Origin of the sequence: Streptomyces sp. NBC_01707 (assembly GCF_041438805.1) — a bacterium.
Lineage (GTDB): Bacteria > Actinomycetota > Actinomycetes > Streptomycetales > Streptomycetaceae > Streptomyces.
This window is the reverse complement of sequence record NZ_CP109190.1, coordinates 1,119,153-1,141,755: the sequence shown is the minus strand read 5'-3', so window position 1 is coordinate 1,141,755 and position 22,603 is coordinate 1,119,153. Positions and strand designations below refer to the sequence as shown.

General features: G+C 68.6%; 21 protein-coding genes. 15 read left to right on the top strand and 6 right to left on the bottom strand.

Features of this window, described 5'->3' with window-relative positions; translation table 11 throughout:
- Positions 1-16 precede the first annotated feature (16 nt).
- The gene (locus tag OG963_RS05300) at positions 17-475 is read right to left on the bottom strand and encodes a MarR family winged helix-turn-helix transcriptional regulator (RefSeq protein ID WP_093770862.1); all 459 of its coding nucleotides are present in this window, start codon (positions 473-475) and stop codon (positions 17-19) included.
- Between the two features lie 257 nt (positions 476-732).
- Between OG963_RS05300 and OG963_RS05295 the strand changes: the two genes are divergently transcribed.
- The gene (locus tag OG963_RS05295) at positions 733-1,443 is read left to right on the top strand and encodes a DUF6215 domain-containing protein (RefSeq protein ID WP_093772171.1); all 711 of its coding nucleotides are present in this window, start codon (positions 733-735) and stop codon (positions 1,441-1,443) included.
- 275 nt (positions 1,444-1,718) lie between these two features.
- Positions 1,719-2,165: a MarR family transcriptional regulator gene (locus tag OG963_RS05290; protein ID WP_319739701.1), complete on the top strand. Its 447-nt coding sequence runs from the start codon at positions 1,719-1,721 to the stop codon at positions 2,163-2,165.
- A gap of 387 nt (positions 2,166-2,552) precedes the next feature.
- Here OG963_RS05290 and OG963_RS05285 read toward each other — a convergent pair whose 3' ends face one another.
- Positions 2,553-3,203, bottom strand: coding sequence for an FMN-dependent NADH-azoreductase (locus OG963_RS05285; RefSeq protein WP_093770866.1), 651 nt, complete (start codon positions 3,201-3,203; stop codon positions 2,553-2,555).
- Between the two features lie 159 nt (positions 3,204-3,362).
- Between OG963_RS05285 and OG963_RS05280 the strand changes: the two genes are divergently transcribed.
- A complete protein-coding gene (locus OG963_RS05280) occupies positions 3,363-4,031 on the top strand; it encodes a nitroreductase (RefSeq protein WP_093770868.1) in 669 nt (222 codons plus the stop codon).
- A gap of 67 nt (positions 4,032-4,098) precedes the next feature.
- A complete protein-coding gene (locus OG963_RS05275) occupies positions 4,099-4,482 on the top strand; it encodes a hypothetical protein (protein ID WP_371798568.1) in 384 nt (127 codons plus the stop codon).
- A 104-nt stretch (positions 4,483-4,586) separates the two neighbouring features.
- On the opposite strand, the gene OG963_RS05270 is transcribed toward OG963_RS05275, so the two are convergent.
- Entirely contained in the window at positions 4,587-5,711 is a 1,125-nt protein-coding gene (locus tag OG963_RS05270) for a phosphatidylinositol-specific phospholipase C1-like protein (protein WP_371798567.1), read from the bottom strand.
- Between the two features lie 470 nt (positions 5,712-6,181).
- Between OG963_RS05270 and OG963_RS05265 the strand changes: the two genes are divergently transcribed.
- Entirely contained in the window at positions 6,182-7,006 is an 825-nt protein-coding gene (locus OG963_RS05265) for an endonuclease/exonuclease/phosphatase family protein (RefSeq protein WP_093770870.1), read from the top strand.
- 307 nt (positions 7,007-7,313) lie between these two features.
- Entirely contained in the window at positions 7,314-8,276 is a 963-nt protein-coding gene (locus tag OG963_RS05260) for a nitronate monooxygenase family protein (protein WP_093770872.1), read from the top strand.
- Positions 8,277-8,547: 271 nt separating this feature from the next.
- Here the strand turns inward: OG963_RS05260 and OG963_RS05255 are convergent, their stop codons facing one another.
- Complete coding sequence (locus OG963_RS05255) at positions 8,548-9,348, bottom strand: IclR family transcriptional regulator (protein ID WP_176902053.1); 801 nt, start codon at positions 9,346-9,348, stop codon at positions 8,548-8,550.
- Between the two features lie 102 nt (positions 9,349-9,450).
- On the opposite strand from OG963_RS05255, the gene OG963_RS05250 reads away from it, so the two are divergent.
- From OG963_RS05250 to OG963_RS05235, 4 genes are all read left to right on the top strand, one after another.
- A complete protein-coding gene (locus tag OG963_RS05250; protein ID WP_093770874.1) occupies positions 9,451-10,416 on the top strand; it encodes a 5-dehydro-4-deoxyglucarate dehydratase in 966 nt (321 codons plus the stop codon).
- Entirely contained in the window at positions 10,413-11,708 is a 1,296-nt protein-coding gene (locus tag OG963_RS05245; RefSeq protein WP_093770876.1) for a glucarate dehydratase family protein, read from the top strand. Before OG963_RS05250 ends, OG963_RS05245 begins: the two co-directional genes overlap by 4 nt.
- A 187-nt stretch (positions 11,709-11,895) precedes the next feature.
- Positions 11,896-13,221, top strand: coding sequence for an MFS transporter (locus tag OG963_RS05240; RefSeq protein ID WP_371798566.1), 1,326 nt, complete (start codon positions 11,896-11,898; stop codon positions 13,219-13,221).
- A gap of 480 nt (positions 13,222-13,701) precedes the next feature.
- The gene (locus tag OG963_RS05235) at positions 13,702-14,175 is read left to right on the top strand and encodes a carboxymuconolactone decarboxylase family protein (RefSeq protein WP_319739693.1); all 474 of its coding nucleotides are present in this window, start codon (positions 13,702-13,704) and stop codon (positions 14,173-14,175) included.
- A 221-nt stretch (positions 14,176-14,396) separates the two neighbouring features.
- Here the strand turns inward: OG963_RS05235 and OG963_RS05230 are convergent, their stop codons facing one another.
- Positions 14,397-14,945 (bottom strand): GNAT family N-acetyltransferase, encoded by a 549-nt coding sequence (locus tag OG963_RS05230; RefSeq protein ID WP_030934940.1) that lies wholly within the window; start codon positions 14,943-14,945, stop codon positions 14,397-14,399.
- A 939-nt stretch (positions 14,946-15,884) separates the two neighbouring features.
- Between OG963_RS05230 and OG963_RS05225 the strand changes: the two genes are divergently transcribed.
- Positions 15,885-16,241 carry a carboxymuconolactone decarboxylase family protein gene (locus tag OG963_RS05225; protein ID WP_093770882.1) on the top strand — a complete coding sequence of 119 codons (357 nt, stop codon included), beginning with the start codon at positions 15,885-15,887 and terminating at the stop codon, positions 16,239-16,241.
- Positions 16,242-16,356: 115 nt separating this feature from the next.
- On the top strand, positions 16,357-16,770 hold the full coding sequence (locus OG963_RS05220; protein WP_093770884.1) for an SHOCT domain-containing protein: 414 nt from the start codon (positions 16,357-16,359) through the stop codon (positions 16,768-16,770).
- Positions 16,771-17,528: 758 nt separating this feature from the next.
- On the opposite strand, the gene OG963_RS05215 is transcribed toward OG963_RS05220, so the two are convergent.
- Positions 17,529-19,133 (bottom strand): glycoside hydrolase family 13 protein, encoded by a 1,605-nt coding sequence (locus tag OG963_RS05215; RefSeq protein ID WP_362274386.1) that lies wholly within the window; start codon positions 19,131-19,133, stop codon positions 17,529-17,531.
- Between the two features lie 821 nt (positions 19,134-19,954).
- On the opposite strand from OG963_RS05215, the gene OG963_RS05210 reads away from it, so the two are divergent.
- The 3 genes from OG963_RS05210 (at position 19,955) to OG963_RS05200 (ending at position 22,254) form a co-directional block, all read left to right on the top strand.
- Positions 19,955-21,136 (top strand): hypothetical protein, encoded by a 1,182-nt coding sequence (locus OG963_RS05210; RefSeq protein ID WP_143019963.1) that lies wholly within the window; start codon positions 19,955-19,957, stop codon positions 21,134-21,136.
- Positions 21,137-21,720: 584 nt separating this feature from the next.
- Positions 21,721-21,879: a hypothetical protein gene (locus OG963_RS05205; RefSeq protein ID WP_319739688.1), complete on the top strand. Its 159-nt coding sequence runs from the start codon at positions 21,721-21,723 to the stop codon at positions 21,877-21,879.
- Between the two features lie 117 nt (positions 21,880-21,996).
- The gene (locus OG963_RS05200) at positions 21,997-22,254 is read left to right on the top strand and encodes a hypothetical protein (RefSeq protein ID WP_143136419.1); all 258 of its coding nucleotides are present in this window, start codon (positions 21,997-21,999) and stop codon (positions 22,252-22,254) included.
- Positions 22,255-22,603 lie beyond the last annotated feature (349 nt).

Genomic DNA, 22,603 nt, shown 5'->3' with positions numbered 1-22,603 from the left:
CGGGGCAGGTTTCCGGTCACGACCGGACGATCCGCTCCAGCAGGGCCGTCGCCTGGAGGAGGGTGCGCCGTTCCTCCTCCGTGCACTGGTCCTCCAGGGCGCGGGTGAGCCAGCCCTCGCCGGCTCGGCGACGGTCCTCGAGGAAGGCGTGTCCGCTGTCGGTGACGAAAACCAGCTGACGTCGGCCGTCCTGGGGGTCCGGGCGGCGGGCGACGAGGCCGCGTTCGACCAGGACGCCCACGGTGGCGGCTACCGACTGGTGTCGGACCCGCTCGGCTGCCGCCAGGTCGCTGACCGATGCTTCGCCGTCCTTGTCGAGGCGGCTGAGGACGGACGTCTGGGAGGGCGTGAGGTCACCGGGATCGTAGGTCTCGCGCATGCGGCGCCGGAGTCGGCTGTAGACGACGCGGACCTCGCGGGCCGCACGTGCGGCCGATTCGGACACGCCGTCGGTGGTGCCGCTGATCTCGCTCATATGTTCAGATTAACTTGCGCAGTCTGGACTGCGCAAATAAAACTGCGTATATGCCGATGAGCCGCGGACGGCGTATGCGGGTCGTCATGCCGCCCGTCCGCGACAGGCACGTCCCTGACGCCTTCGACAGTTGGCCGGTTGCCCAGGTGGACCTGGCTGAGGTCGGCAATCCGGTGACGGTCAACCTCCTTGTCGGCTTGATGATCACGGGCTATGGTCCCGGGGCACCTATGGGGGGATCACGGCAGGCGGGGGACATGGCCGACGATATTGACGCGCCCGCGAAGGGCTCAGGCGCGTGGGGGCAGGCCGTCGCGGCCGTGGCGCTGGTGGCGGCGCTCGGTGTCGGTCTGTGGACGCTCGGGGAGGCGTCGTCCTCGAACGGTGACTTGCCGCCCGCCAAGTGTTCGGGCGGGGAGCCCGAGAAGACGCCGGGGAAGGCCGGGAAGGTGTCTCGGCGCGTCTCCGGGGCGCAACTGTGCGAGGCGCTGAACCGTCCCGACCTCGCTGAACTCCTGGGCACGCCGGGGGAGACGGCGAAGACCGCCGGTGGCAGCGGGGGCTCCGTCAAGTTCGCGGGCGGCAAGGAGGTCTTCGCACCCTCGGCCCGGGTCGAGTTCGGGACCTACACCGTGACGCTGTCGGTCACGTACGACCGTTTTCCGGTGGCCGGGTCCGCCGCCCTTCTGGGGGGCACCGCGCGGCAGCGCACGATTCTGGGCCGGCCGGCGGTCGTCTACTCGGACCGCACCATCAGCATCAGCTTCCGTCTCGACGGGAGTGACACCGACAGCGGGCCCGGCGTCCCGACCCGCGCCCTCACCGTGGCCCTGGACGCAAAGGACAGCGGCGGCTCCTTCGAGGTGGTCCTGTGGCGCGATGACGGCGTGGTGCCGGACGACGCGGCGCTGCTCCGAGTCGCCGAGACGGTGCTGCCGACGGTCCCGGGGTGGACTGCCGACCGGTGACGGCCTCTGCCGGGCCCGGCACGGACAGTGGTCGGACAGGTCAGGGTCACCCTGCCGGGACGGTGGAGCCTCATCCGGCAGTGGTCCAGAGCCGTATTCGTCCGTGGTGACATCGGGGCACGCTTTCGCGGCCTACGGTCTTGGCCAGGTTCTTCCGGCGCGAGCCGTAGCGGACGGGGTGCATTTAGTTTCAAAGGAGACTGTATCGAACGAATCGATGACTGTAATGTGGCCTCATGACCTCCGACGTTCCTCGCGGAACCACTGCCTCGCGTGTGACCGACCGCCCAGGGGATGCCTCGCCGTTCGCTCTCGGCCTGCTTCTGCGCCGGGCGCACTGGCACGCTGCCGCGGTGATGGAGGAGGCGCTCCGACCGCTCGGCATCGAGTTGCGGCATTTCGCTGTGCTGATCGTGCTCGTCGACCGCGGACCCACGGTGCAGCGGGACCTGGTGGCAGCGACGGGCTCGGACAAGGCGGGAATCATGCGGGTCGTGGACGACCTGGAGCGTAAGGGCCTGGCGGTACGCAAGACCGTTCCGGGGGACAGGCGGGTGCGGGCGGTGGAGGTCACGCCGCAGGGTCTCGAGCTTTTCGATGCAGCTCATGTGGCGGCGGTGCCGCGGGCTGAGCGTCTGGTTGCCGAACTACGGCCCGGCGAGGTCGAGCAGCTGACGGATCTGCTGACCCGGTTCGCCCACCCCGCAGGCGGAGAGGCGTAAGCGCGTCCGCGGACCGGCTCCCTGCCGCGTGGGCGCGCCTCGTCCTGCGCTATTCGCAGCGAACCCGGCCCTGAGCTGCGGCCATCGCCTCTGCGGGCCGGCCCTCTCCGGGGGCGGGGTCCCGGCCCCGTGCCGGTGGGGACCGAGCCGGCGGCGCGACCGTCGTGCGGCACGTCTGGGCGACCGGGTGCTCTTCCCCCCTTGCACGTACCGCCGTCGATTTGATGTGCGGCCTTGTCGGCAGGCCGAAAGCCCCGGCCGTCCTGCGCGTCGGGCCACCGGCCTCCAGGACGGAGCGCCGATGTCACCGACGAAGGGGGCGCAAGGGGCAGGGACGCCGCGTGACGTCCTGGGGGGAGGCGTCACACGGCGTCCATGGTTCGTCGGTCACGCCGCGAGGCGCTCCGCGAGTGCCTTGGCCTTGGCGGTCGCGTCCTCGAAGGCGCGTTCACGCGAGGCCTCGTAGAGGGGTATCAGTTCGGACATCGCCGGGTTGCGGGGGGCCATGGTGAGTTCGGGGACGATGAAGTCGAGGTCCAGGCCGAGGGAGCCCTCGAGGACGGCCGTCAGGTAGTTCTGTACGAACTCACAGCCCTCGCGCGGGGTGCCCGGCGCGTAGGAGCCGCCGCGGCTGGCGACGACGGTGACCGGCGTGCCTTGTGCGGAGGGGGTCTCACCCGTGGTGCGGCCGAGCAGGATCACGTTGTCCAGCCATGCCTTGAGAGTCGACGGGATCGAGTAGTTGTACATGGGGGCGCCGATCAGGACGGCGTCCGCCTGCTCCAGCTCTTCGATGAGCTTCACGCGCGCGGCGAACGCGGCGGACTGCTCCGGGGTGTGCTCGGAAGGGGCGGTGAAACCGGCGGTGTGGGCGGCGGCGGTGATGTGGGGGACAGGGTCGGCGGCGACGTCGCGGTAGATCACCGTGCCGTCCGGATGCTGCTCCTCCCAGGCCTTGCGGAAGGCGTTCGCGACCGAACGGGACGAGGATGCCTCGCCGGGGAACACGGACGAGTCGATGTGCAGCAGCGTGGCCATGGACTTGCTCCAAAGGGCGGTGCCCGAGGCGGGAGCCAGGGGCTGAGGATTCGTACTCGGCGACAGTCAAACACAAGATGGTATTGAATGATACCGTCTTGAGTAATACGATAGTGAGCGTAACGAGGATGGCCACGTCGAGCAGGGAGATGCGCGCTCATGGACGTCTATGAGGCGGTCGTAAGTCGACGGGCGGTGCGCGGGTTCACCGACCGGCCTGTCCCGAGGGAGGTGCTGGAGCGCGTGCTTTCCGCCGCGGCTTGGGCGCCGTCCGCATCGAACCTCCAGCCGTGGCATGCCTACGTGCTGACCGGCGCGCCGCTGGCCGAACTCAAGAAACGCGCCGGCGAGCGCATAGCCGCAGGCGACCCCTGGGACGAGCCGGAGTACGAGCAGTACCCGCCCGCACTGAAGTCCCCGTACCGTGAACGCCGATCCGCCTTCGGCGAGCAGCGCTACGGCGCACTCGGGATCCCGCACGAGGACGTGGAGGCGCGCCAGAGGGCCGCTTCCGCGAACTGGGACTGTTTCGGCGCGCCCGTCGCCCTGTTCTGCTACATCGACCGCGATCTGGGCCCGGCCCAATGGTCCGACGTCGGCATGTATCTGCAGACCGTCATGCTGCTGCTCCGCGCCGAAGGACTGCACAGCTGCGCGCAGATGGCCTGGGCGAAGTATCGCAAGACCGTCGCGGAGGTCCTGTCACCCCCGGACGAGCTCGTCCTCTTCTGCGGCATGTCGATCGGGTTCGAGGATGTCACGGTGGGACACGGCCGTACGGGGAGGGCGTCGATCGACGAGACGGTCACGTTCGTCGATGGTTGTTGACCCGCCGGGGCCTCAGCCGATCGAGTTCCGGTGGGGATGCGCTTTCCCCGGCGGGCAGACTGCGTACATGCAGCTCCCCGCCGAAGCCGTTGCCGCCACCGTGTTGATAGAGGTCGTACGGATCTCCGCCCTCCCGATCGAGCGGGGCGTCCCCTACCCCGGCAGGGTGGTCGCGCACTGGACCGGGAGTGAGGCCACCGAAGCCCTGACCTTGATCGAGATGCTGCCCGGCAGCGAACAGCACCGCTGCGGCTTCTCGCCGGGCTGGGGCATCCGGGCGTACGAGGACTCTCTTGACCTGGCGCTGTTCGAGGCGGCGTTCTGTTTCAGGTGCCACGAGGTCCGCATGCACGGACAGGCCGTGCCACCCGCGTCGGCCACGCAGTTCTTCGACGCGGACACCCCGTCGGCCCACGCGCTCCTGGCTCTCTTCCGCACGGCGGCCCTGTAGTCGGTGGTACCCGACACCAGGGCTGCCCGGCGGCTGCACCGGACGCCGACGTCGAGATCGGTGAGCCACCGGGGCCGCATCTTGCTGAAGGCCTGCGCAGGCCGTCAGTCTTCGACGGTGTGGCAGGACCTCGGTGCGTCGACGGGGTTGCACCTGGCGGGTCCACCGCCGGGGAGCCGTGCGACGTAGTCGCTGCCGTAGCGGGCGGCGAGCCCGGGCACCGGGAAGTCGGTGCTGACGATCTGCGCGCCGCTGGCCAGCGCGGCTTCGAGCTGCTCGTTGTCACCAGCCCTGGCCGCGCCGAACGGAACGTCGCTGCGTGTCCGGACGAAGTAGCCCTTGCGCACCCAGTCCTGGATCTTCGCGGTGTTCGCGCCGGTCGGGTCGTTCTCCTCGAGGAATGCGGCGTCAGCGCGGCCCGGGGCGGAGTCGGTGAACAGCACACGGCCTTCGAGATTCGGTCGGCCGCTGAGGTACGGCTCCTGCAGCTTGGTGTCCTTGTTGTCCATCAGGAACATGAACTTGCCGCGCGCCTGTGCCAGGCTCGGCCAGCCGTGGCGCAGTACGGACTCCTCGAGCGTCAGGCCCCGGTGGCGAATCGTGTCCGGTGTGATGAGCTCGTCGGCGTCGAACACCGATCGGATCTCGGTGTCGAGCCGGTCGAACTGCTTCGCATCCCAAGGCGGGCTTTTCGGGCCGCCGAGCTGCTCCAGCTTCGGGTCCGTCGCCTTGAGCTCGAGCAGGATCGGGATCGGTACATGGTTCGGATTCGCGTCCGACCAGGTTTTCACCTGTCGCAGGCACTTCACCAGCGTCGAGCACGTCGTGTTGTAGTCGTGATCGGCCCAGTGCATGACCTTGAGACCGGGTCCCGCGAGGCCGGGGTCGTCGAGCGGAGGGAGACCGGCCTGCTGACGGATCAGCGGGTTGGTGTAGAGCCCACCCCGGTCGCTGTCGGGCATCACGTCGAGTTCGAGCTGGCGCACCGGCTGCTGGTCGAGCTGCACGGGCAGCGACGCGTGCGAGTACCACAGATTGTCGGGGTCGGATTCGCCCTGAATCTTCTTCTCCGCGAAGGACAGTTCGCGGTGGTAGCTGTTGTGCGTGCCCAGCAGTTGGATCTGGTTCATCCGGACCGGGGCGTGGTCGCTGGCGTCCGCGGCCGAAGTGAGCGTGCCGAGACCGAGGACAACTGCCGTTCCGATGAGTGCAAGTTGACGTATACGCATGACCCACACCCTGGCCGGTGCTCGTGGTCATCAAACGAAGACCGACCAACCTGACAGGGAATGCCTCCCCAACAACGCCCTGGCTCCGAAGACATGTTGTGCGGCGGTCGCCGTGCACGTACGGGCGCCGTCAGCGGAGACGACGTCCTTCTCGGGGTCAGCCCGCGCAACCGGGTCCGCTCCGTACGGACTTGCCCGCACCGGCGACGTTCCCGGCACTGCAGAGGCGGGAATGTGGCGCGGAGGTAGCCCGCAGTCATCGTCCGGTGCCGAACCCGGTGGCACTACGGCCGGGGGACGCGACCAAACGGACGGCGCCGGTGATCCGTCAGGCCCCGGCTGCGCCCCGGCGCGCGTCCGATGCCCGACATCGGGAAGGGAGCGGGTCTTCACCCTCCGGCCACGAATCCGCCAAGGGGCCGGTTAATGATCGTGATCGTCATTGATACCTGTCGCAGGAGGAACACACCATGTTGCGCCGTACGTTGTCCGCGCTCGCCGTCGTCTCCGTGCTCGCCACCACGGGGATCGCCCAGGCCTCGGCCGCCGAAGGCCACGGTGCCCGTGTGCTGGATGTGATGACGTTCAACATCCACCACGCACAGGGCACCGATGATGTACTCGACCTCCAGCGGATCGCTGACGTCGTCAAGGAGAGCGGCGCCGACGTGGTCGGGCTGCAGGAGGTCGACAACCACTACTCCGGGCGCAGCGACTGGGCCGACCAGCCCGCCGAGCTGGCCGCCATGCTGGGATACCACGTGGTGTTCGGCGCCAACATCGACAACAACCCGCCGACCGCCGGTGGACACCGGATCCAGTACGGCACCGCGATCCTCTCCCGGTACCCCATCACCGAGTGGGACAACACCTGGCTGTTCAAGTCGCCCGGTCAGGAGCAGCGCGGGCTGCTGCACGCCACGCTCGACGTCCGAGGGAAGGCCGTGCACTTCTTCTGCACCCATCTTGCCGCCGGCTCGCAGACCGACCGTCTCCACCAGGCCCCGCAACTCGTCGACCTGATAGGTGACACCGATCCGTCGATCCTCGTGGGCGACTTCAACGCGGTCCCGTCCGCACCCGAGTCCCAGCCGTTGCAGACCAGCTACACCGACGCGTGGACGAAGGCCGGTCACGGGGACGGGATGACCTTTCCTGCCGAGGGCCCGACCGAGCGGATCGACGACATCTACACCACCGACCAGGTCAAGCCGGTGGTCACCCGCGTCCTGCACACGGACCCCACGGCTTCGGACCACCTCCCGGTGATCAGCCGGGTGGTCGTCGCGCCCTGACAAGGCTTCCGGTCGGGTTCGAGGCGACCCCGGGCTTCACGGGAGCGCGGGGCGCTTCGAGCACGCATGGCACCTCGGCCGGGATGAGGCAGGTCGTGGAGCGCAGGTACCGAGGCATCGCGCCACCTGTAGCCGACTGGCTCGGAGCTGACTGCGCGAGGTGGGCCACCGTAGGGAAGCAGATGCCGCGGTGGTGATGCCGGGCCGGGGTCTCCGTTCTGCGTCGTCAGGGCAGTTCGGGGTGAGCTGTGCGACAGGGCTTCCTTGCTGCTGCCCGCAGAGTGCCGGAGGAGCGATGATGCGAGACATGGCTCTGTCGACGGCGTTCACAAAGTTGTTCGGTGTGCAGCATCCGATTGCGTTGGCGCCCATGGGTGGGTCGGCCGGCGGCGCGCTGGCCACGGCGGTCTCCCGCGGCGGTGGCCTGGGGTTGCTGGGCGGCGGGTACGGGGATCGGGAGTGGCTGGCCCGCGAACTGCCGATCGTTGCTGGAGGCGGGAGACCGTGGGGAGTTGGGTTCCTGACCTGGGCGGCCGGTGTCAGCGCGATCGAGCAGGCGCTGGAGTACGGCCCAGGGGCTGTGATGCTCTCCTTCGGAGACCCGAGCCCGTTCGTCGAGCGAATCCGCGCCGCCGGTGCGGCGGTGATCGTTCAGGTCACCGACCTGGAGGAGGCCAGGCGGGCGGTGGATCTGGGGGCCGATGTCATCGTGGCGCAGGGCGGCGAGGGCGGTGGGCACGGGGCTCGGCGCGGGAGGGCCACGCTGCCGTTCGTACCGGTCGTGGTGGACCTGGCGGCACCGGTGCCGGTGCTGGCGGCGGGTGGGATCGCCGACGGTCGCGGCGTGGCCGCCGCCTTGGTGCTGGGGGCCGCCGGGGCACTCATCGGCACCCGCTTCCAGGCCACGGCCGAGGCGCTGGTCGATCCCTCGATCGCCGAGGCGATCGTCCGCGGGCGCGGAGAGGATACGGAACGAAGCGGCGTCCTTGACATCGCCCGGGGGGCACGATGGCAGACGACGAAGTACACGGCTCGCACTCTCGGTCATCCCTACCTCGACCGCTGGCGGGGCCGGGAGGCGGAACTTGCCGCGGACTCCCGGGCTCGCCGTGCCTACCAGGACGATGTGGCGCGAGGTGATGTGCCACCACTGCCGGTGTGGGCCGGCGAGGGTGTCGACCTCATCGACGACCTGCCACCCGCGGCCGATCTCGTCGCCGCACTGGCAGCCCAGGCCGACGAAGCCCTGGCTCGGGCAGGAAGGTACTGAGAGGAGCACACTGAGGACCCTCTCCGGGGTACTTCCGTAATCGGCCGCTCGTGCGGCGCCTTGGTGGCCGCTCGACGGCCAGGCGGGCTCAACGACGAGCGAGGGGATCCCGATCGCTGCGCGGACCTCCGTAACGCCCCGGACGGGGAGTGCGACGGCTCCGGCCCGGTTCGGTGCCTCTCCGGGGCGCCGCCGTCGCCGTCCCTGAAGCTCTGTTCCGAGTCGCTTGACTCGATATGACGGCCTCGGGGGGCGCCGGCCCGGGGCGAGGTCAGCGCCAGTGCGGGGCGCCCGCTCCGCCTGGCGTCGTCGCCTCGATCTTTGTGCGGATTTCGCGCATGACGCTGATGATCTGGGACTCATGGGCGGGGGTGAGGCGGGGCACGGGGACCGAGCAGCTGATGGCGTCCTGGGCGGGGGTGTCGTAACGGAGGGCGAAGCCGAAGCCGATGATGCCGAGGACGCCCTCCTCGCGATCGATGGAGTAGCCGCGTGTGCGGGTTTCCTCGAGGTCGGCCGCCAGTGCGTCGCGATCCGTGTGGGTGTTGGCGGTGGCCGGGGTGTACGGGCCCTCGGGGAGCGTCGAGTCCGGGCGTTCGGCCAGGAGTGCCTTGCCCAGCGCGCCCGCGTGGGCCGGGAGGCGGCGGCCGACCCGGCTGATCGTGCGCAGGTACTCGTGTGACTCGCGTGTTGCCAGGTACGCCACGTCTCCGCCGTCCAGGCGGCCCATGTGGATCGTCTCGCCGAGGGCTTCCGACGCCTCGTCGAGGTACGGGCGTACGGCCCGGACGCGTGGGTCGGAGTCCAGGTAGCTCGTGCCTGTGAGCAGGGCGTGGATGCCGATGCCGTAGAGGGAGCCTGTCATGTCCGTGCGGACCCAGCCCCGGCTTATCAGGGTCTGGAGCAGGGCGTACATCGAGCTGCGGGGGACCTGGAGTTCGGCCGCGAGTTCCTGGAGCCGGGCGGGGCGATCGCCGCGCTCCGCCAGTACTTCCAGCAGCTCGACCGTGCGCGCGGCGGACTTCACCTCGCGCACTCCACGCTCCTCGTCCGTGTTCATGGGGTCCGGCATGTGCTGATCGTAAGCGAGGGCCACCGAACCATTGACGGCCCCTGTTTGCGTATCTAACCTTCATCTTCATACGTAGATGATGTCTACATACGGAGATGGGAAATGAGCACGGAAACGGAAACGAAGGCCGTCGTCGGGCGACTGCGGAGCGGGATGGCGAACGGCGTGCTGTCGTTCCCGCTCACCAGCTTCCACGACGACGGCTCCCTCGACCTCGATGGATTCCGTGCGTACCTGGCCGCGCAGGTCGACGCCGGTCCCGGCGCCGTCTTTCCCGCCTGCGGCACGGGGGAGTTCTTCTCCCTGGACGAGGACGAGTACCGGGACGTCGTCACCGCCGCGGTGGAAGTGGTGGCGGGGAGGGTGCCCGTCGTGGCCGGCGTCGGGTACGGATGGGCCCAGGCCGCCCGGTTCGCGCAGATCGCCGAGGAGGCCGGCGCCGATGCTCTGCTCGTGCTACCGCACTATCTCGTTGCCGCGCCGCAGGACGGGCTCGTTGCGCAGCTGGAGCACCTGGCGGCGCGGACCCGGCTGCCGCTGATCGCGTACCAGCGCGACCAAGTCACTTTCAGCGCCGAGTCGTTGAGGAGGATTGCTCGGATCCCCGGGGTCGTCGGACTCAAGGACGGGCACAGTGACCTCGACCGACTGCAGCGCCTCACGCTCGCCGCGCCCGAGGGCTTCCTGTTCTTCAACGGGGCTGCCACCGCGGAGATCCAGGCCCGCGCGTACACCACGGTCGGAGTCCCCGCGTATTCGTCGGCCGTCCACGCCTTCGCACCCGAGATCGCCGATGTCTTCTTCGAGGCTCGTAGGCGGGGCGACGACGGTGTCATGGATCGGCTGCTGCGGGAGTTCTACGTCCCGCTCGTCGAAATCCGGGACCGGCAGCCCGGATACGCAGTCTCGCTCGTGAAGGCCGCCGCCCGGTTGCGGGGCCGTCCCGTCGGGCCCGTACGCGCCCCGCTGACCGAACCCTCACCCGCCGACCTCGCCGACCTGGAGCGCCTGCTCGCCGCCGGCCTCGACCTCGCATCCGCACTCACTCCCGTAGGAGCCGCCCTGTGACTCGCGATCTGACCATCACCGAGGTTCGGCTGACCCCGATCCTGGTCGCCGACCCGCCGCTGCTCAACACCCAGGGCGTGCACCAGCCGTACACTCCGCGACTGATCGTGGAGGTCGTCACGGCGGGTGGCGTGACAGGGGTGGGGGAGACATACGGCGACAGCAAGTATCTGGAGCTCGCCAGGCCCTTCGCCGACAAGCTCGTCGGGCGTCAAGTATCCGATCTCAATGCACTGTTCGTCGTGGCGGACGAAGTCGCCGTCGACCGGGGGCGGGTCGAGAACCAGGTCGACGTGGGTGGGCTGCGGGGGGTGCAGACCGCCGACAAGTTGCGCTTGTCGGTGGTGTCCGGCTTCGAGGTCGCCTGTCTTGACGCGCTCGGCAAGACGCTCGGGCTGCCCGTGCACGCGCTGCTCGGTGGCAAGCTGCGGGACACGGTGGAGTACAGCGCCTATCTCTTCTACAAGTGGGCCGACCACCCGGCGGGTGTCGCCTGCGAGAAGGATGACTGGGGGGCCGCCGTCGATCCGGCCGGCGTCGTCGAGCAGGCACGGAAGTTCACCGAGCGGTACGGGTTCACCTCGTTCAAGCTCAAGGGCGGTGTCTTCGCGCCGGAGGAGGAGATCGCCGCCGTACGGGCACTCGCCGAGGCCTTTCCCGGACATCCGCTGCGGCTCGACCCCAACGGGGCCTGGTCCGTGGAAACTTCGCTGAAGGTCGCTCAGGAACTGGGCGACGTACTCGAATACCTGGAGGACCCGGCGCTCGGTACGCCCGCCATGGCCGAGGTCGCCGCGAAGACGGACGTGCCGCTCGCCACCAACATGTGCGTGACCACCTTCGCCGAGATCCAGGAGGCCTTCACCCAGGGGGCCGTGCAGGTGGTGCTGTCCGACCACCACTATTGGGGCGGGCTGCGCAACACGCGTGAACTGGCGGCCGTGTGCCGCACGTTCGGGGTCGGGGTGTCGATGCACTCCAACACCCACCTGGGGATCAGCCTTGCCGCGATGACCCATGTCGCGTCCACCGTGCCGAATCTGCACCACGCCTGCGACTCCCATTACCCCTGGCAGTCCGAGGACGTGCTCACCGAACGCCTCACCTTCGAAGACGGCGCGGTCAAGGTGTCCGACGCGCCCGGGCTCGGCGTCGAACTCGACCGCGACAAGCTGGCGTTCCTGCATCAGCGTTGGCTCGACGACGACGGCTGCCTGCGGGACCGCGACGACGCGGCCGCGATGCGGATCGCCGACCCTGACTGGGTCACGCCGACCGTTCCTCGCTGGTAACCGCACGTGCGGGACCGGAAGTTCGTGCGACCCGGTCCCGCTCACCCATCTCCCCCCGCCCTGCCCACGATCGGAGCCGCTCGTGTCCGCAGTACCACCAGCACAAGTCCCCGCTGCTGAGCACTCACCCGCAGTCCAGTCAGCCATCCGTAAGATCTTCAGGCGCGTCGTCCCTCTCTTCTTCGTGATGTTCGTCGCGAACTACATGGACCGCGTGAACCTCGGCTTCGCCCAGGATCAACTCCGCGCGGACGTCGGGCTGTCCGCCGCAGCGTTCGGGCTCGGCGCCGGGATCTTCTTCATCGCGTACGCCATATTCGAAGTGCCCTCCAACATGATGATGGAGCGCTTCGGGGCGAAAATCTGGCTCACCCGGATCATGATCACCTGGGGCCTCGTGGCCACCGCAATGGCCTTCGTGTCGAGCGCGGAGATGTTCTACGCGCTACGGTTCCTGCTCGGCGTCGCGGAGGCCGGGTTCTTCCCGGCTGTCATCTACTACTTCTCGCGCTGGCTGCCGGACACCCATCGAGGGCGAGCCACATCCATCTTCCTGATGGGCTCGGGCACGGCGACCGTCATCGTCGGGCCCATCGCGGGCGCGCTGCTCGAGATGCACGGCTTGTGGGGGCACTCCGGCTGGCAGTGGATGTTCTTCATCGAGGGAGTCTTCTCGGTGGTGCTGGGATTTGTCGTCTACCGGTTCCTCGATTCCGGTATCGAGCAGGCCACTTGGCTCACGGACGACGAGAAGCGCGGGCTCGTCGCCGTCATCGACACCGAGCAGGAGGAGCGCGCGGGGGAGCGCGCGACCGCGCAGGTGTCCCGGTGGAAGCTGCTCGCCGACCCGCAGATGCTGCTGTTCCTGTGGATCTACTTCGCGATCAACGTCGCTCTGTACGCGGTGACGTTCTGGCTGCCGTCGATCGTGGACGACATCGGCGGGCTGAGCGAGTTCCAGGTCGGGTTGCTGACGGCGGTGCCCTGGCTGTGCGCGATCGCCGCCGTGTACGTGAGCGGGCGGATCTCGGACCGCATCGGCAAGCGGCGTCCGATCCTGGTGACGTTGCTGGTCATCGGCGGCTGCGGCACCCTGCTCGCGGTGTTCGTGTCGCCGTGGGTCGGGCTCGGCGCCCTGTGCATCGCGGCCATCGGCTTCAAGCCGGCTTCGCCGATCTTCTGGACGATCCCCCAGAGCTACCTCGACGCACGGGCAGCGGCGCCCGGCATCGCGCTCATCAACTCCATCGGCAACCTCGGTGGCTTCGTCGCGCCGACGGCCTTCGGACTGATCGAGGACGCGACGGGTTCGACCAAGGGAGGACTGGCCGGCCTGACGGTCGTCGGTTTCCTGGCCGCGTTGAGCGTTCTGCTGGTGCGAGGTGGCGGGCGCAACGACCGGATCCGTACGAAGCCCGTGACGGCCCCTGTGGTCACAGCGCCGAAGGCCACCCGGGGCACGGCACTGACCGTGGACTCCGGAACAGCGGGAACGGCTCCGGCAGGGGCCTGACTTGACGGGCGGCGGGTGCGGAAACGCCGGCCGCCCGTCACGGGTCGCGGTGCCCACGGGCTTGAATGCGCACAGGTCAGGGAGCGAACGGTGATCGAGACCACCGGAGAGGGCCTTCCCGCCCGCACCGGATCGATCCACCCGAAGCACCGTGCACTGCACAGGACCCGCTCCGGGACGCCTGTGCCTCGGGCGCCGTCCACATCGACATCACCTTCACCGGGCTCGGCTCCGCCCCGGTGCGCGGGACCGAGTCCTGGGCACGCGGGGGTGGGGTCGAGCCCGGCGGTGTGGCGAACGTGACGACGGCGTCACCCGCCCTGAGCTCAGGACCCGCGCTGCTGCGGTCCGCCCGGTACGTCTGCCTGGGTGATCCCTGCCGGGGTGGGGGAGACGCAGGTCACATGCGTCCATGTCACAACTCGCTGGGGCTGTTCCGTCCAAGAGGTGTAGCCGGCAACAACGACACAGGAGTGCATCATGGAAGCTCGGTTGAACCTTTTCGCCAGCCCGGTCGCAGCCAAGTTCGGGAAGCACATCGTCGCTGCGGGCAAGGCGCTGGCGGACTCGACGCTGCCGGCCGCGACACAGGAACTGGTGAAGCTCCGCGCGAGCCAGATCAATGGCTGCGGCTTCTGCACCGACATGCACACCAAGGACGCCGCGCACGCAGGGGAGACCTCGACACGCCTCAACCTGGTCGCGGCCTGGCGCGAGGCCACGGTGTTCACCGACGCCGAGCGCGCCGCCCTGGAACTCACGGAGCAGGGCACCCGCATCGCCGACGCGGCGGGCGGCGTCACGGACGAGGCCTGGGCGAATGCCGCCAAGTACTACGACGAGGAACAGCTCGCCGCCCTGGTGTGCACCATCGCCCTCATCAACGCCTTCAACCGCGGCAACGTCATCGTTCAGCAGCCCGCCGGGGGCTACCAGCCGGGCCAGTTCGCATAACCAGGAAGGCCTGGCCGGGACCGCCGGTGCCCCGCACCTGCATCAGCACACGCCCCCGGGCGCCCCTCACCGGGGCCCCGGGGCGTTGCACCGTCATCGCCTGCCTCACCGGCTCGTCGAAGTGTCCGTACCGGCAACAGCCAACCGATCCGAGCCCATCGGGCGTCAGTCGACGACACACCCGGACCGAGGATCGGATGATCTGAAGGAAGCGGCCGAGGTCAACCGGACGGTGTGACCGGGGAACGCACGCCGAACCACTGCTCGGCGCCGTACTCCTCGAACCGCTCCACCTCGGTGAACCCCAGTTTCGCCGCCAAGCGCATCGAGCAGGTGTTGGCGGTCTGGGTGCAGAGCACCACCGGTTCGTCGGGGCGTACGTCGGCGAACCAGTCGAGTGCCGCTGCGCACGCCTCGGTGGCGTACCCGCGTCCCCACGCCTTTGGCAGGAGCATGTAGCCGAGCTCGGCCTCCCTGGCATCCGGTCGAACGTGACCCGGACGCTCCGCATCACGTCTGTCGAGCGAGACCGTGCCGATCAGCGCTCCGTCGAGATCGATCACGAAAACGCCAGGGCGGCGCCCAGGTACTTCAGGCACCGCACGTTCGAGCTCATCGCGCGGTCGAGGGCCACCGAGGTAGGTGCCCACCTCTGGCGATGCGAACAGCTCGATGAACGCCGCACGATCCCGGGCCTCGGACTGGCGGAGCACGAGCCGTTCGGTCCTTATCGGGGCAGGTGGCCAGGTGACAGGTCCGAGTTCAGTCATGGCGGGCAACTTATCGCACGCCCGTGAGAGTGATCGGAAAGAGAAGGCCCGGGCCACAGGTTCCAATCCTGCGGCCGGCCACGTGCCCTCAGCCCGGCGGAACAGGGCCTCCGGCCCGACCTTGCCTTGAGACTCCACCGCCTGTGCCGACACACTCCCGCTGCCGTCCGTGGCCGCCGCGACGTTGTCGGCCCACGGTCACGGCACCGGCGACCGACGATGCGGGCACTCCGCACACTTGTCGGCCGGGGCACGCTCGGCTACCACCGGTCGCCATCACCCGCGAGGGAGCGGTGCAGTGCGCGTCTTGGCGCCCTTGGGCAGCGCGAACCTTTCGTCCGGCAATGAGCTTGACCTGTCGGCCGACGTGAATCACGCCCGCGACAGACGGGCCTGGTGCAAGGCCGTACGGACTTCCGCGAATGCCCGCGCCCGGGGCTGTTCGCACGCTGGGTGCGAGGAGCTCGCGATCGAGGTCGCGCCGGGCCGTCCCGTTACTGTCCTGCCGCAGGGGCCAGGCTGGTAGAAAGCCATGGCCGGCCCGGCACCGAGTTGGGGATGCTGGGAGAGTCAGGCACTCTTCGGCTTCCGGCCCTCGGCCTCGCTGCCCTCTGCTACGACTCTTTCCACCTGACACCCCCGTAGGTGCACCCGCTGCTGCGGCGCGTCCTGTACGGGTGGGCGTACCACCGGAACCGGGGGACGACCAGGTCGCGGGCTTGCAGGATCGCTTCACGGAACGGTCTTGAAAGCCGTCACTGTGCGAGCGCGGTAGCACTTTCCCTACCCTTTCCCTACCTCGTCAAGACGTGCTCAGCCCAGCGGGCGTGCTTTCTCCGGGGCCCCTACCGTGGAAGAGTGGGTCGGTGATGCGTCGGGGCTGCCGTGTGCAGCGGGGGCGTGTATCGGCTCCGCACAGCACCGGAAGGTGGTTCGGAGATGACCAAGACCACAGACGCCCCCGTTCTCGAGACGCTCGCCGCCATGACAGTGGACTCGATCGAGCGTTGTGGGCTGGACGACAAGGCACTCATTCTCACGCGCTTGGCAGCGCTCGCGGCCATGGACGCGCCTGCTATCTCCTACGTCGCGCATGTCGACCCGGCCGTGAAGGCGGACTTGACGGTCAAGCAAGTTCAGGACGTTCTCGTTGCCATCGCCCCGGTTGTGGGTACGGCACGCGTCATGTCGGCCGCAACTCGCATCACCGAGGCACTCGGCATTGCCATCGCGGTAGCCGAGTCCGAAGCCGAAGCGATGGCCGAGGCCGGAGCTCATAACCGGATCCGGTCCTGAGTGAATCCTCGCTGGCCAGGGCGAACGAGCTGAACTGATTGTCGAGCGTGGCAATGCGTCTGCGTGGCGATCGCCACTGACGTGGATCAGCGATGGCGCTGAAGGGAGAACGCACATGAACGGCAAGATGAATTTGGCCTACGACTATCCGCTCCTGGGCGCATTCTGGACCATGCTGTGGATTTTCCTGTGGGTGATTTGGATTTTCCTGCTCTTCCGGATCTTCTCGGACATTTTCCGTGACGACTCCCTCAACGGGTGGGCCAAGGCAGGGTGGTCCATCTTCGTGGTCGTCCTCCCCTTCCTCGGTGTGTTCGTGTACTTGATGGCGCGCGGCAAAGGCATGGGGGAGCGCGAAGCGCATCAGGCCCGAGCCCGGCGGCACGCGTTCGACAGCTACGTCCGCGAGACCGCCGGCACCCCCAAGCCGAGTGCGGTCGAGGAACTTGCGAAGCTCTCGGAAATCAAGGCCAGAGGAGACCTCACGGACGAGGAGTTCCAGCGCGCCAAGGAGAAGATCCTGCACTGAAGCGCCGTTCGCGTGCGAGTCGACATGTGGACCGGCCTGGTACGAGGGCCTCTGGTCGCCGTTGGTTCTCCGCACTTCACCGAAGAGCGAGCGGAGAGGCGTGCGGCGGTCGGAGGCCCTGCCGACCACTTGCGGTCGTAGGAGCAGGGCGGGGCGTGGGGGCGTCACCCCGGATAGGAACCGCCGCGCATCGTTCCAGCTGAACGCGGGGTAGGTCGGGCGCCTCGGTGAGCTTCCCCACCGGCTTCAGGAGGCGATCTTGTCCGCCGGAGCCGAGAATGAGTGTGGTGATTTCACGGGCGACGGCGCGAGGAGAGGTTGCGCGGTCTGGAGGTCGTCGGGCATGGATTCACTGGGTTCCGGGTATGGCTTGGGCACAGCGACATCATTCTCACCCGCCCCACAGGGCAAGCCAGTTCAGATTTCACCCGATCGTGCGCCAAACCCACTTGCCAGCCGAGGGCCTGGCTGGCTCGACAAGGCCTGTGCGCAGGTTCTCGGTTCCGTCGGCTGCTGTACCCACGACTGCCAGCACGCCGCGACTGCCTGCGCTCACCCGTTCCACCGCCCCGCATCGGTCCGTCCCCAGGGCCAGCAGTACTGCAGAGAAGTACAGCAACCACACCGACTGCCAAGAGGCGTGGCCGATCCCTGCAGCCCGTGTCGCCAGGCCGACAGACCTAACCGTCCTGCGGAATAGTTCGCCCGGGGGGCCTCCGTCCCGGACGCTCCCCGGGACGGAACCCGACTGTGCAAGCTCAGCGCAGCCACACCGACGTGTCAGGCGGGAGCATGTCCCCGTCCAGGGGCCCGGAGACCAGCAGGACCTCCGTGTGCACCGGCAGCGGGACGTCGGAGTCCGAGAGATTGACCAACACGCGCACGCCCCCGCGGTCGAAGGCCAGGACGCCTGGCCCCGAGTCCAGCCATGCGAACTCCGCCGAGTGCAGGGCGGGTTCGGAGCGACGCCGGCGCAGGGCGCGGCGGTAGAACTCCAGCATCGAGTCCGGATCCCCTGCCTGTGCGGCCACGCTGTACGCGGCGAAGGCGGCGGGCTGCGGCAGCCAGGGCGCGGCCAGGCTGTCCGCCGCGTCGCCCCACGGGAGCGGGACGCGGCAGCCGTCGCGGCCCAGGTCCGTGCCGCCGGATTGCGCGAAGGCGGGGTCCTGACGCAGGTGATCCGGGATGCCCTCGACCTCCCACAGGCCCAGTTCGTCGCCCTGGTAGACGTACACGCAGCCGGGCAGCGCCATCGTCAGCAGCGCCGCAGCCCGGGCCCGCCGGGTGCCGAGTGCGAGGTCGACAGGGACGCCGTGGACCCGTCGACCGTCCAGGGCGTACGAGGTGTCGGTGCGTCCGTAGCGGGTGACATGGCGAGTGGTGTCGTGGTTGGACAGGACCCAGGTCGCAGTGGCGCCGACCGGTGCGTGCGCGGCGAGCGTGGCGTCGACGACCCTGCGCAGGGCTCCTTCCTCCCAGGGGCTCTGCAGCAGCGGGAAGTTGAAGGCGGTGTGCAGTTCGTCGGGGCGCAGATAGCGAGCAAACCGCTCGGGGTCGGCGGTCCACACCTCTCCGACGAAGACGGCGTCGCGTCCGTAGGAGTCGAGGATCTTGCGCCATTCCCGGTAGATCTCATGGACCCCGTCCTGGTCGTCCCAGGGCCTGGGACCGTCGGCGGGGAGAGTGGCGACGTCAGGCAGGGCCGGGTCCTTGGCCAGGTTGTCGGCCACGTCTATGCGGAAGCCGTCCACCCCCCGGTCGAGCCAGAACCGCAGCACGGACTCGAACTCGGCGCGGACCTCGGTGTTGTCCCAGTTGAAGTCGGGCTGCTCGGGGGCAAAGCGGTGCAGGTACCACTCGCCGGGGGTGCCGTCCGGCTCGGTGATCCGGCGCCAACCGGCGCCGCCGAAATTGGACTGCCAGTCGTTGGGTGGGAGATTGCCGCTCTCGCCGCGGCCCGGACGGAACCAGAAGCGGTCACGCTCGGGCGAGCCAGGACCGGCGGCCAGCGCCTGCTGGAACCAGGGGTGCCGGTCCGAGCAGTGGTTGGGCACGATGTCAACGATGACCCGGATGCCGGCGGCGTGGGCCTCCTCGATCAGCGCCTCGGCCTCGGCCAGCGTGCCGAAGACCGGGTCGATGTTGCGGTAGTCGGCGACGTCGTACCCGCCGTCGGCCATGGGGGAGGGATACCAGGGACTGATCCATATCGCGTCCACGCGCAGCCCGCGCAGATGGTCCAGCCGCGCTCTGATCCCGGCAATGTCGCCGGTACCGTCTCCGTTTCCGTCGGCGAAGCTGCGCGGATAGATCTGGTAAATGGCCGCGGAGCGCCACCAGGCGCCGCTCTCAGTGACAGGCATGCCTCTGAACCTAGGGAGTGGTCCGCACTGCGTCAATGACCTGATCGATCGAATAGATCGAAAAGTGATCGATACGCTTCGGGAGCTGCGCCACGGTGAGTAAACGATCGGAACGTTGGGGTCAGGACGTGACCGCACGTCGACAACCGTCCGGAGCGGGTACTCGAACTCGCCCGAGAGTGGGGGAGCCTGTGGGGTTCGGATCATCGAGGGGGCTCACAGTGCTCTACGTGTACTCGGCGAGGAGCTGTGGCTGGGACTGCTGTTGATGCTGGTCCAGCGCCTGTCGGAGCATGGTGGCCCCGCGTGGGACACGGTCGTTCAGGTGGTTCCAGCGGGTGCACGGCCCCCGACCCCCGCACCGTCACCACCGCCAGCGGCCTCCTCGGCAGCCCGCAGCCGGATGCGGCGGAAGGTGTTCCGGCGAAGCCGGCCGCCGCGTGCTCTGGTGAACACCAGACCCGTACGGCTCGACTCGGCATGCTTGTCGAAATGCGCGGCAGCTCGGCCCTCGGTGACGCCGGGAACGCGACCGTACGGACGCCATCAGCGCTCTTGGGGGCTTTGGATCAGCAGCCCGTCTGCCCGCGTCTCCGCGAGTGCACGGCGTTCACCGTCTACCCGGCATAGATGCGGCCGAGCGGGACTCTTTGCCCACAGACCATGATCGTGACCTGGCTGCTGATCCGCCGCTGCAGCCGCACGCAACTGCGCGCCCGTGCTGAGCGGGTTGGGCCGCACCCGCAGCAATTCGCATTGCGTCCAGGCATGCGGCGAAATTCAGTCGCTGACTGCTGGTCTGGCCCACTACCGTCGCGCGTATGAGGGGCGAGCGTTTGCGCGTGCTGTGGCTCCGTGGGCCGTCGGGTGTCGGGAAGTCCTCGGTCGGCTGGGAGATGTTCACACAACTGAGTCGGATGGGTGTCAAGACAGGGTTTGTCGACAGCGACCAGATCAGCCTGTTCCTCCCGGAACCGGAGGGTGGCACCCATCGACTCAGGGCTCGGAATCTCGCTGCGATGTGGCCCAATTTCCGTGCGGCCGGTATGCAGTGCCTGATCCTGTCCGGCTATGTCGACACCCTCGCGGAGGTACGCGAATACACGGAACTGCTCCCGGACGCCGCGTTCACGCTGTGCCGGCTGCGCGCCGAGCCCGCCGAGCTCAAGCGACGGTTCATCGACCGGGGATGGCGTCCCGACCTGGTGGATGAAGCCGTCGCCGAGGCCGAGGCGCTGGACCGTGGCGACATCGCAGACATGTACGTGGAAACCGACGGGACTACCGTTTCCGAGGTGGCGCGGATAATCCGCGAGCAGGTCAGCGGATGGCCACGCGCCACCCCGGCAGTCCAGCCGAGCAGTTTTGTCGCGGGCCCGTTGGCAGCGCCCGTCGGTGCCTCCCCCACCTCCGCCCCGGTCCCTGTGCTCTGGCTCTGCGGCGCCACCGCAGTCGGGAAGTCGACAGTGGGGTATGAGGTCTACAGCCAGGTCGTACGCGCTGGCGTCCCGGCCGCGTATGTCGATCTGAAGCAGATCGGTGCCCTACGTCCCGCCGCGGACGACGACCCGGGCCGTCACCACCTCAAGGCACATAACCTCGCGGCCATCTGGGCCGGGCATCGCGAGGCCGGGGCCCGGTTCCTGGTCGTTTCCGGGGACGCAGACCGAGATGAGACCGTCCGCAGCTATGCCAACCTGCTTCCTGGAACGGCACTGACCGTCTGCCGACTTCATGCAGGGCCCGCCGCCCTGGCGGAGCGGGTCGGGCAGCGCGGCGGGGGACACGGCCCAGCGATTCCCGGTGACGGGATCAAGGGCCTCGACGCCGACGGACTGCACCGCATCGCCGAACAGGCAGCGCGCGAAGCCGCGGCACTTGACCGTGCCGGGGCCGGCGACCTGCGTGTGGACACCGACGGCCGGTCGGTGCATGACGTGGTCGGACAGATAGGGGCCCTCATCGGTGGTCGGCTGGCGCCGTCCTCGTCACCATTTGCGTGATTCCCCGCTGAGGACTGCCCGATAGAGCAGCGCTTCGTTCACGGTCGCACCGGCCTGCACCGCCGGAGCGGCCCGATGCCTCTGCTCGACGACTGATCTCCACCAGCGCCAATCCCGGCCTCCTGCCATGCGCCGCAACGACGCGCACAGCAAAGCCGATCACGGCCACTGTCAACCATCAGCTGGGATCGAAGTGTCAAGCATCTCCCGGGACCGGACATTCCCATAGGGATGGAGTGAGTGGAAACTTTCTCTACGGGTTCAAAGCCCGTGCACGGCGCGGGCGCGCGCCGCCTCGACGGCGCGGCCTGCCTCTGTCTTCGCCCCGGCTGGCCGCGCCCGGCTGCACGCTGCGGGCAGAAGCGAGGAAGTCGCCCGCAGGTCAAGGACAAGCCTCCTGCGGGGGCGCTCAGGCTCCAGGATGGCGGGGGCGCCGTTCGCGAGTGCCGGCCGTGAATGGCTGATGGGTGCGGGGAGCGTGGTGGGTAATGAAGTCGTGCTCCGCGGCCTGCCCCGCTTTGCTGACCAGGGCAACCAATGGTGGGAGGGGCAGAGAGTGAGCAAGCGGCGATACGTCGCGCGGGGTGCCGGGCGGATACTGGATCTGCGACAACAAGGGGCGGCGCTGGTGGGGGGACCTCTACGAACTCTGCCCCGACGAACTTCTGACGGAGCTGAACAACCGGGCCGACCCTGACAAGATCACTGCTCTCATGAAGCGCTACCGAGCGCTGAAGCGGTAACCGTGTCCGGCCGTGCCCCACGCGTGCCCGAGCGGTCAGGGAACCACGGTGACTCGCGCCACGACGGTTTTCAAGCCCGCCGCTTACAGCGATAGCCACTGGCTCTACGATCCCGCGATGAGCTACGACATCTACTTTCTGAGCCGAGACGAGGAGCAGTCCTGGGACGACGTCCTGGAAGCCGCCGAGGGCGCGGCCGAAGACAGCGAACCAATCCCCGCCGAGCTCCTCGAAGCGTGGCAGCGAATAGTGCCGCAGGCCCGCGCGCTGCTCGGCGATGTGGACATCACGGAGCACGACCAGGGGTCACGCGACCTCAGCCACTCCGATACCGGCCGTGGACGTCAGCGGACCATCAGCACAGGTGACAGGTGACAGGTGACAGGTGACAGGTGACAGGTGACAGGTGACAGGTGCGGCAGGCCAGGGCAGTGAGCATCCCGAGTTGCTTCGGGACGAAGAGGTCCGGGACTCAAGGCTCGCAAGCCGGCAGGCGTAATGCTGGCTGCGCTGCTCCGGCACTGCTGAGGTCAAGCCAGCGCAGGCATAAAGCCGCCGCGGACCGTGCCCGAGGACAACAGGGCAGACCAGTCAAGTACGTCGGGCAGTTGGTCCAAAGACAGGACGACTGCTCCGCCGGCCTGCTCGGCGTCCACGCACCAGTCGGCCATGCCGCTGGACGCCCCACCGTCGTTGGCCTCGCCGCCCACCGGTGCAGCGAGAG

What these genes read in the sequence shown, in the direction of transcription:
- OG963_RS05200 (WP_143136419.1), top strand. Translation starts at nt 21,997, where the DNA reads ATGAGCTACGACATCTACTTTCTGAGCCGAGACGAGGAGCAGTCCTGG.
- OG963_RS05270 (WP_371798567.1), bottom strand. Translation starts at nt 5,711, where the DNA reads ATGCGTATACGTCAACTTGCACTCATCGGAACGGCAGTTGTCCTCGGT.
- OG963_RS05230 (WP_030934940.1), bottom strand. Translation starts at nt 14,945, where the DNA reads ATGACTGAACTCGGACCTGTCACCTGGCCACCTGCCCCGATAAGGACC.
- OG963_RS05285 (WP_093770866.1), bottom strand. Translation starts at nt 3,203, where the DNA reads ATGGCCACGCTGCTGCACATCGACTCGTCCGTGTTCCCCGGCGAGGCA.
- OG963_RS05255 (WP_176902053.1), bottom strand. Translation starts at nt 9,348, where the DNA reads ATGCCGGACCCCATGAACACGGACGAGGAGCGTGGAGTGCGCGAGGTG.
- OG963_RS05235 (WP_319739693.1), top strand. Translation starts at nt 13,702, where the DNA reads ATGGAAGCTCGGTTGAACCTTTTCGCCAGCCCGGTCGCAGCCAAGTTC.
- OG963_RS05225 (WP_093770882.1), top strand. Translation starts at nt 15,885, where the DNA reads ATGACCAAGACCACAGACGCCCCCGTTCTCGAGACGCTCGCCGCCATG.
- OG963_RS05280 (WP_093770868.1), top strand. Translation starts at nt 3,363, where the DNA reads ATGGACGTCTATGAGGCGGTCGTAAGTCGACGGGCGGTGCGCGGGTTC.
- OG963_RS05260 (WP_093770872.1), top strand. Translation starts at nt 7,314, where the DNA reads ATGGCTCTGTCGACGGCGTTCACAAAGTTGTTCGGTGTGCAGCATCCG.
- OG963_RS05215 (WP_362274386.1), bottom strand. Translation starts at nt 19,133, where the DNA reads ATGCCTGTCACTGAGAGCGGCGCCTGGTGGCGCTCCGCGGCCATTTAC.
- OG963_RS05300 (WP_093770862.1), bottom strand. Translation starts at nt 475, where the DNA reads ATGAGCGAGATCAGCGGCACCACCGACGGCGTGTCCGAATCGGCCGCA.
- OG963_RS05210 (WP_143019963.1), top strand. Translation starts at nt 19,955, where the DNA reads ATGAGGGGCGAGCGTTTGCGCGTGCTGTGGCTCCGTGGGCCGTCGGGT.
- OG963_RS05220 (WP_093770884.1), top strand. Translation starts at nt 16,357, where the DNA reads ATGAACGGCAAGATGAATTTGGCCTACGACTATCCGCTCCTGGGCGCA.
- OG963_RS05275 (WP_371798568.1), top strand. Translation starts at nt 4,099, where the DNA reads ATGCAGCTCCCCGCCGAAGCCGTTGCCGCCACCGTGTTGATAGAGGTC.
- OG963_RS05265 (WP_093770870.1), top strand. Translation starts at nt 6,182, where the DNA reads ATGTTGCGCCGTACGTTGTCCGCGCTCGCCGTCGTCTCCGTGCTCGCC.
- OG963_RS05295 (WP_093772171.1), top strand. Translation starts at nt 733, where the DNA reads ATGGCCGACGATATTGACGCGCCCGCGAAGGGCTCAGGCGCGTGGGGG.
- OG963_RS05240 (WP_371798566.1), top strand. Translation starts at nt 11,896, where the DNA reads ATGTTCGTCGCGAACTACATGGACCGCGTGAACCTCGGCTTCGCCCAG.
- OG963_RS05250 (WP_093770874.1), top strand. Translation starts at nt 9,451, where the DNA reads ATGAGCACGGAAACGGAAACGAAGGCCGTCGTCGGGCGACTGCGGAGC.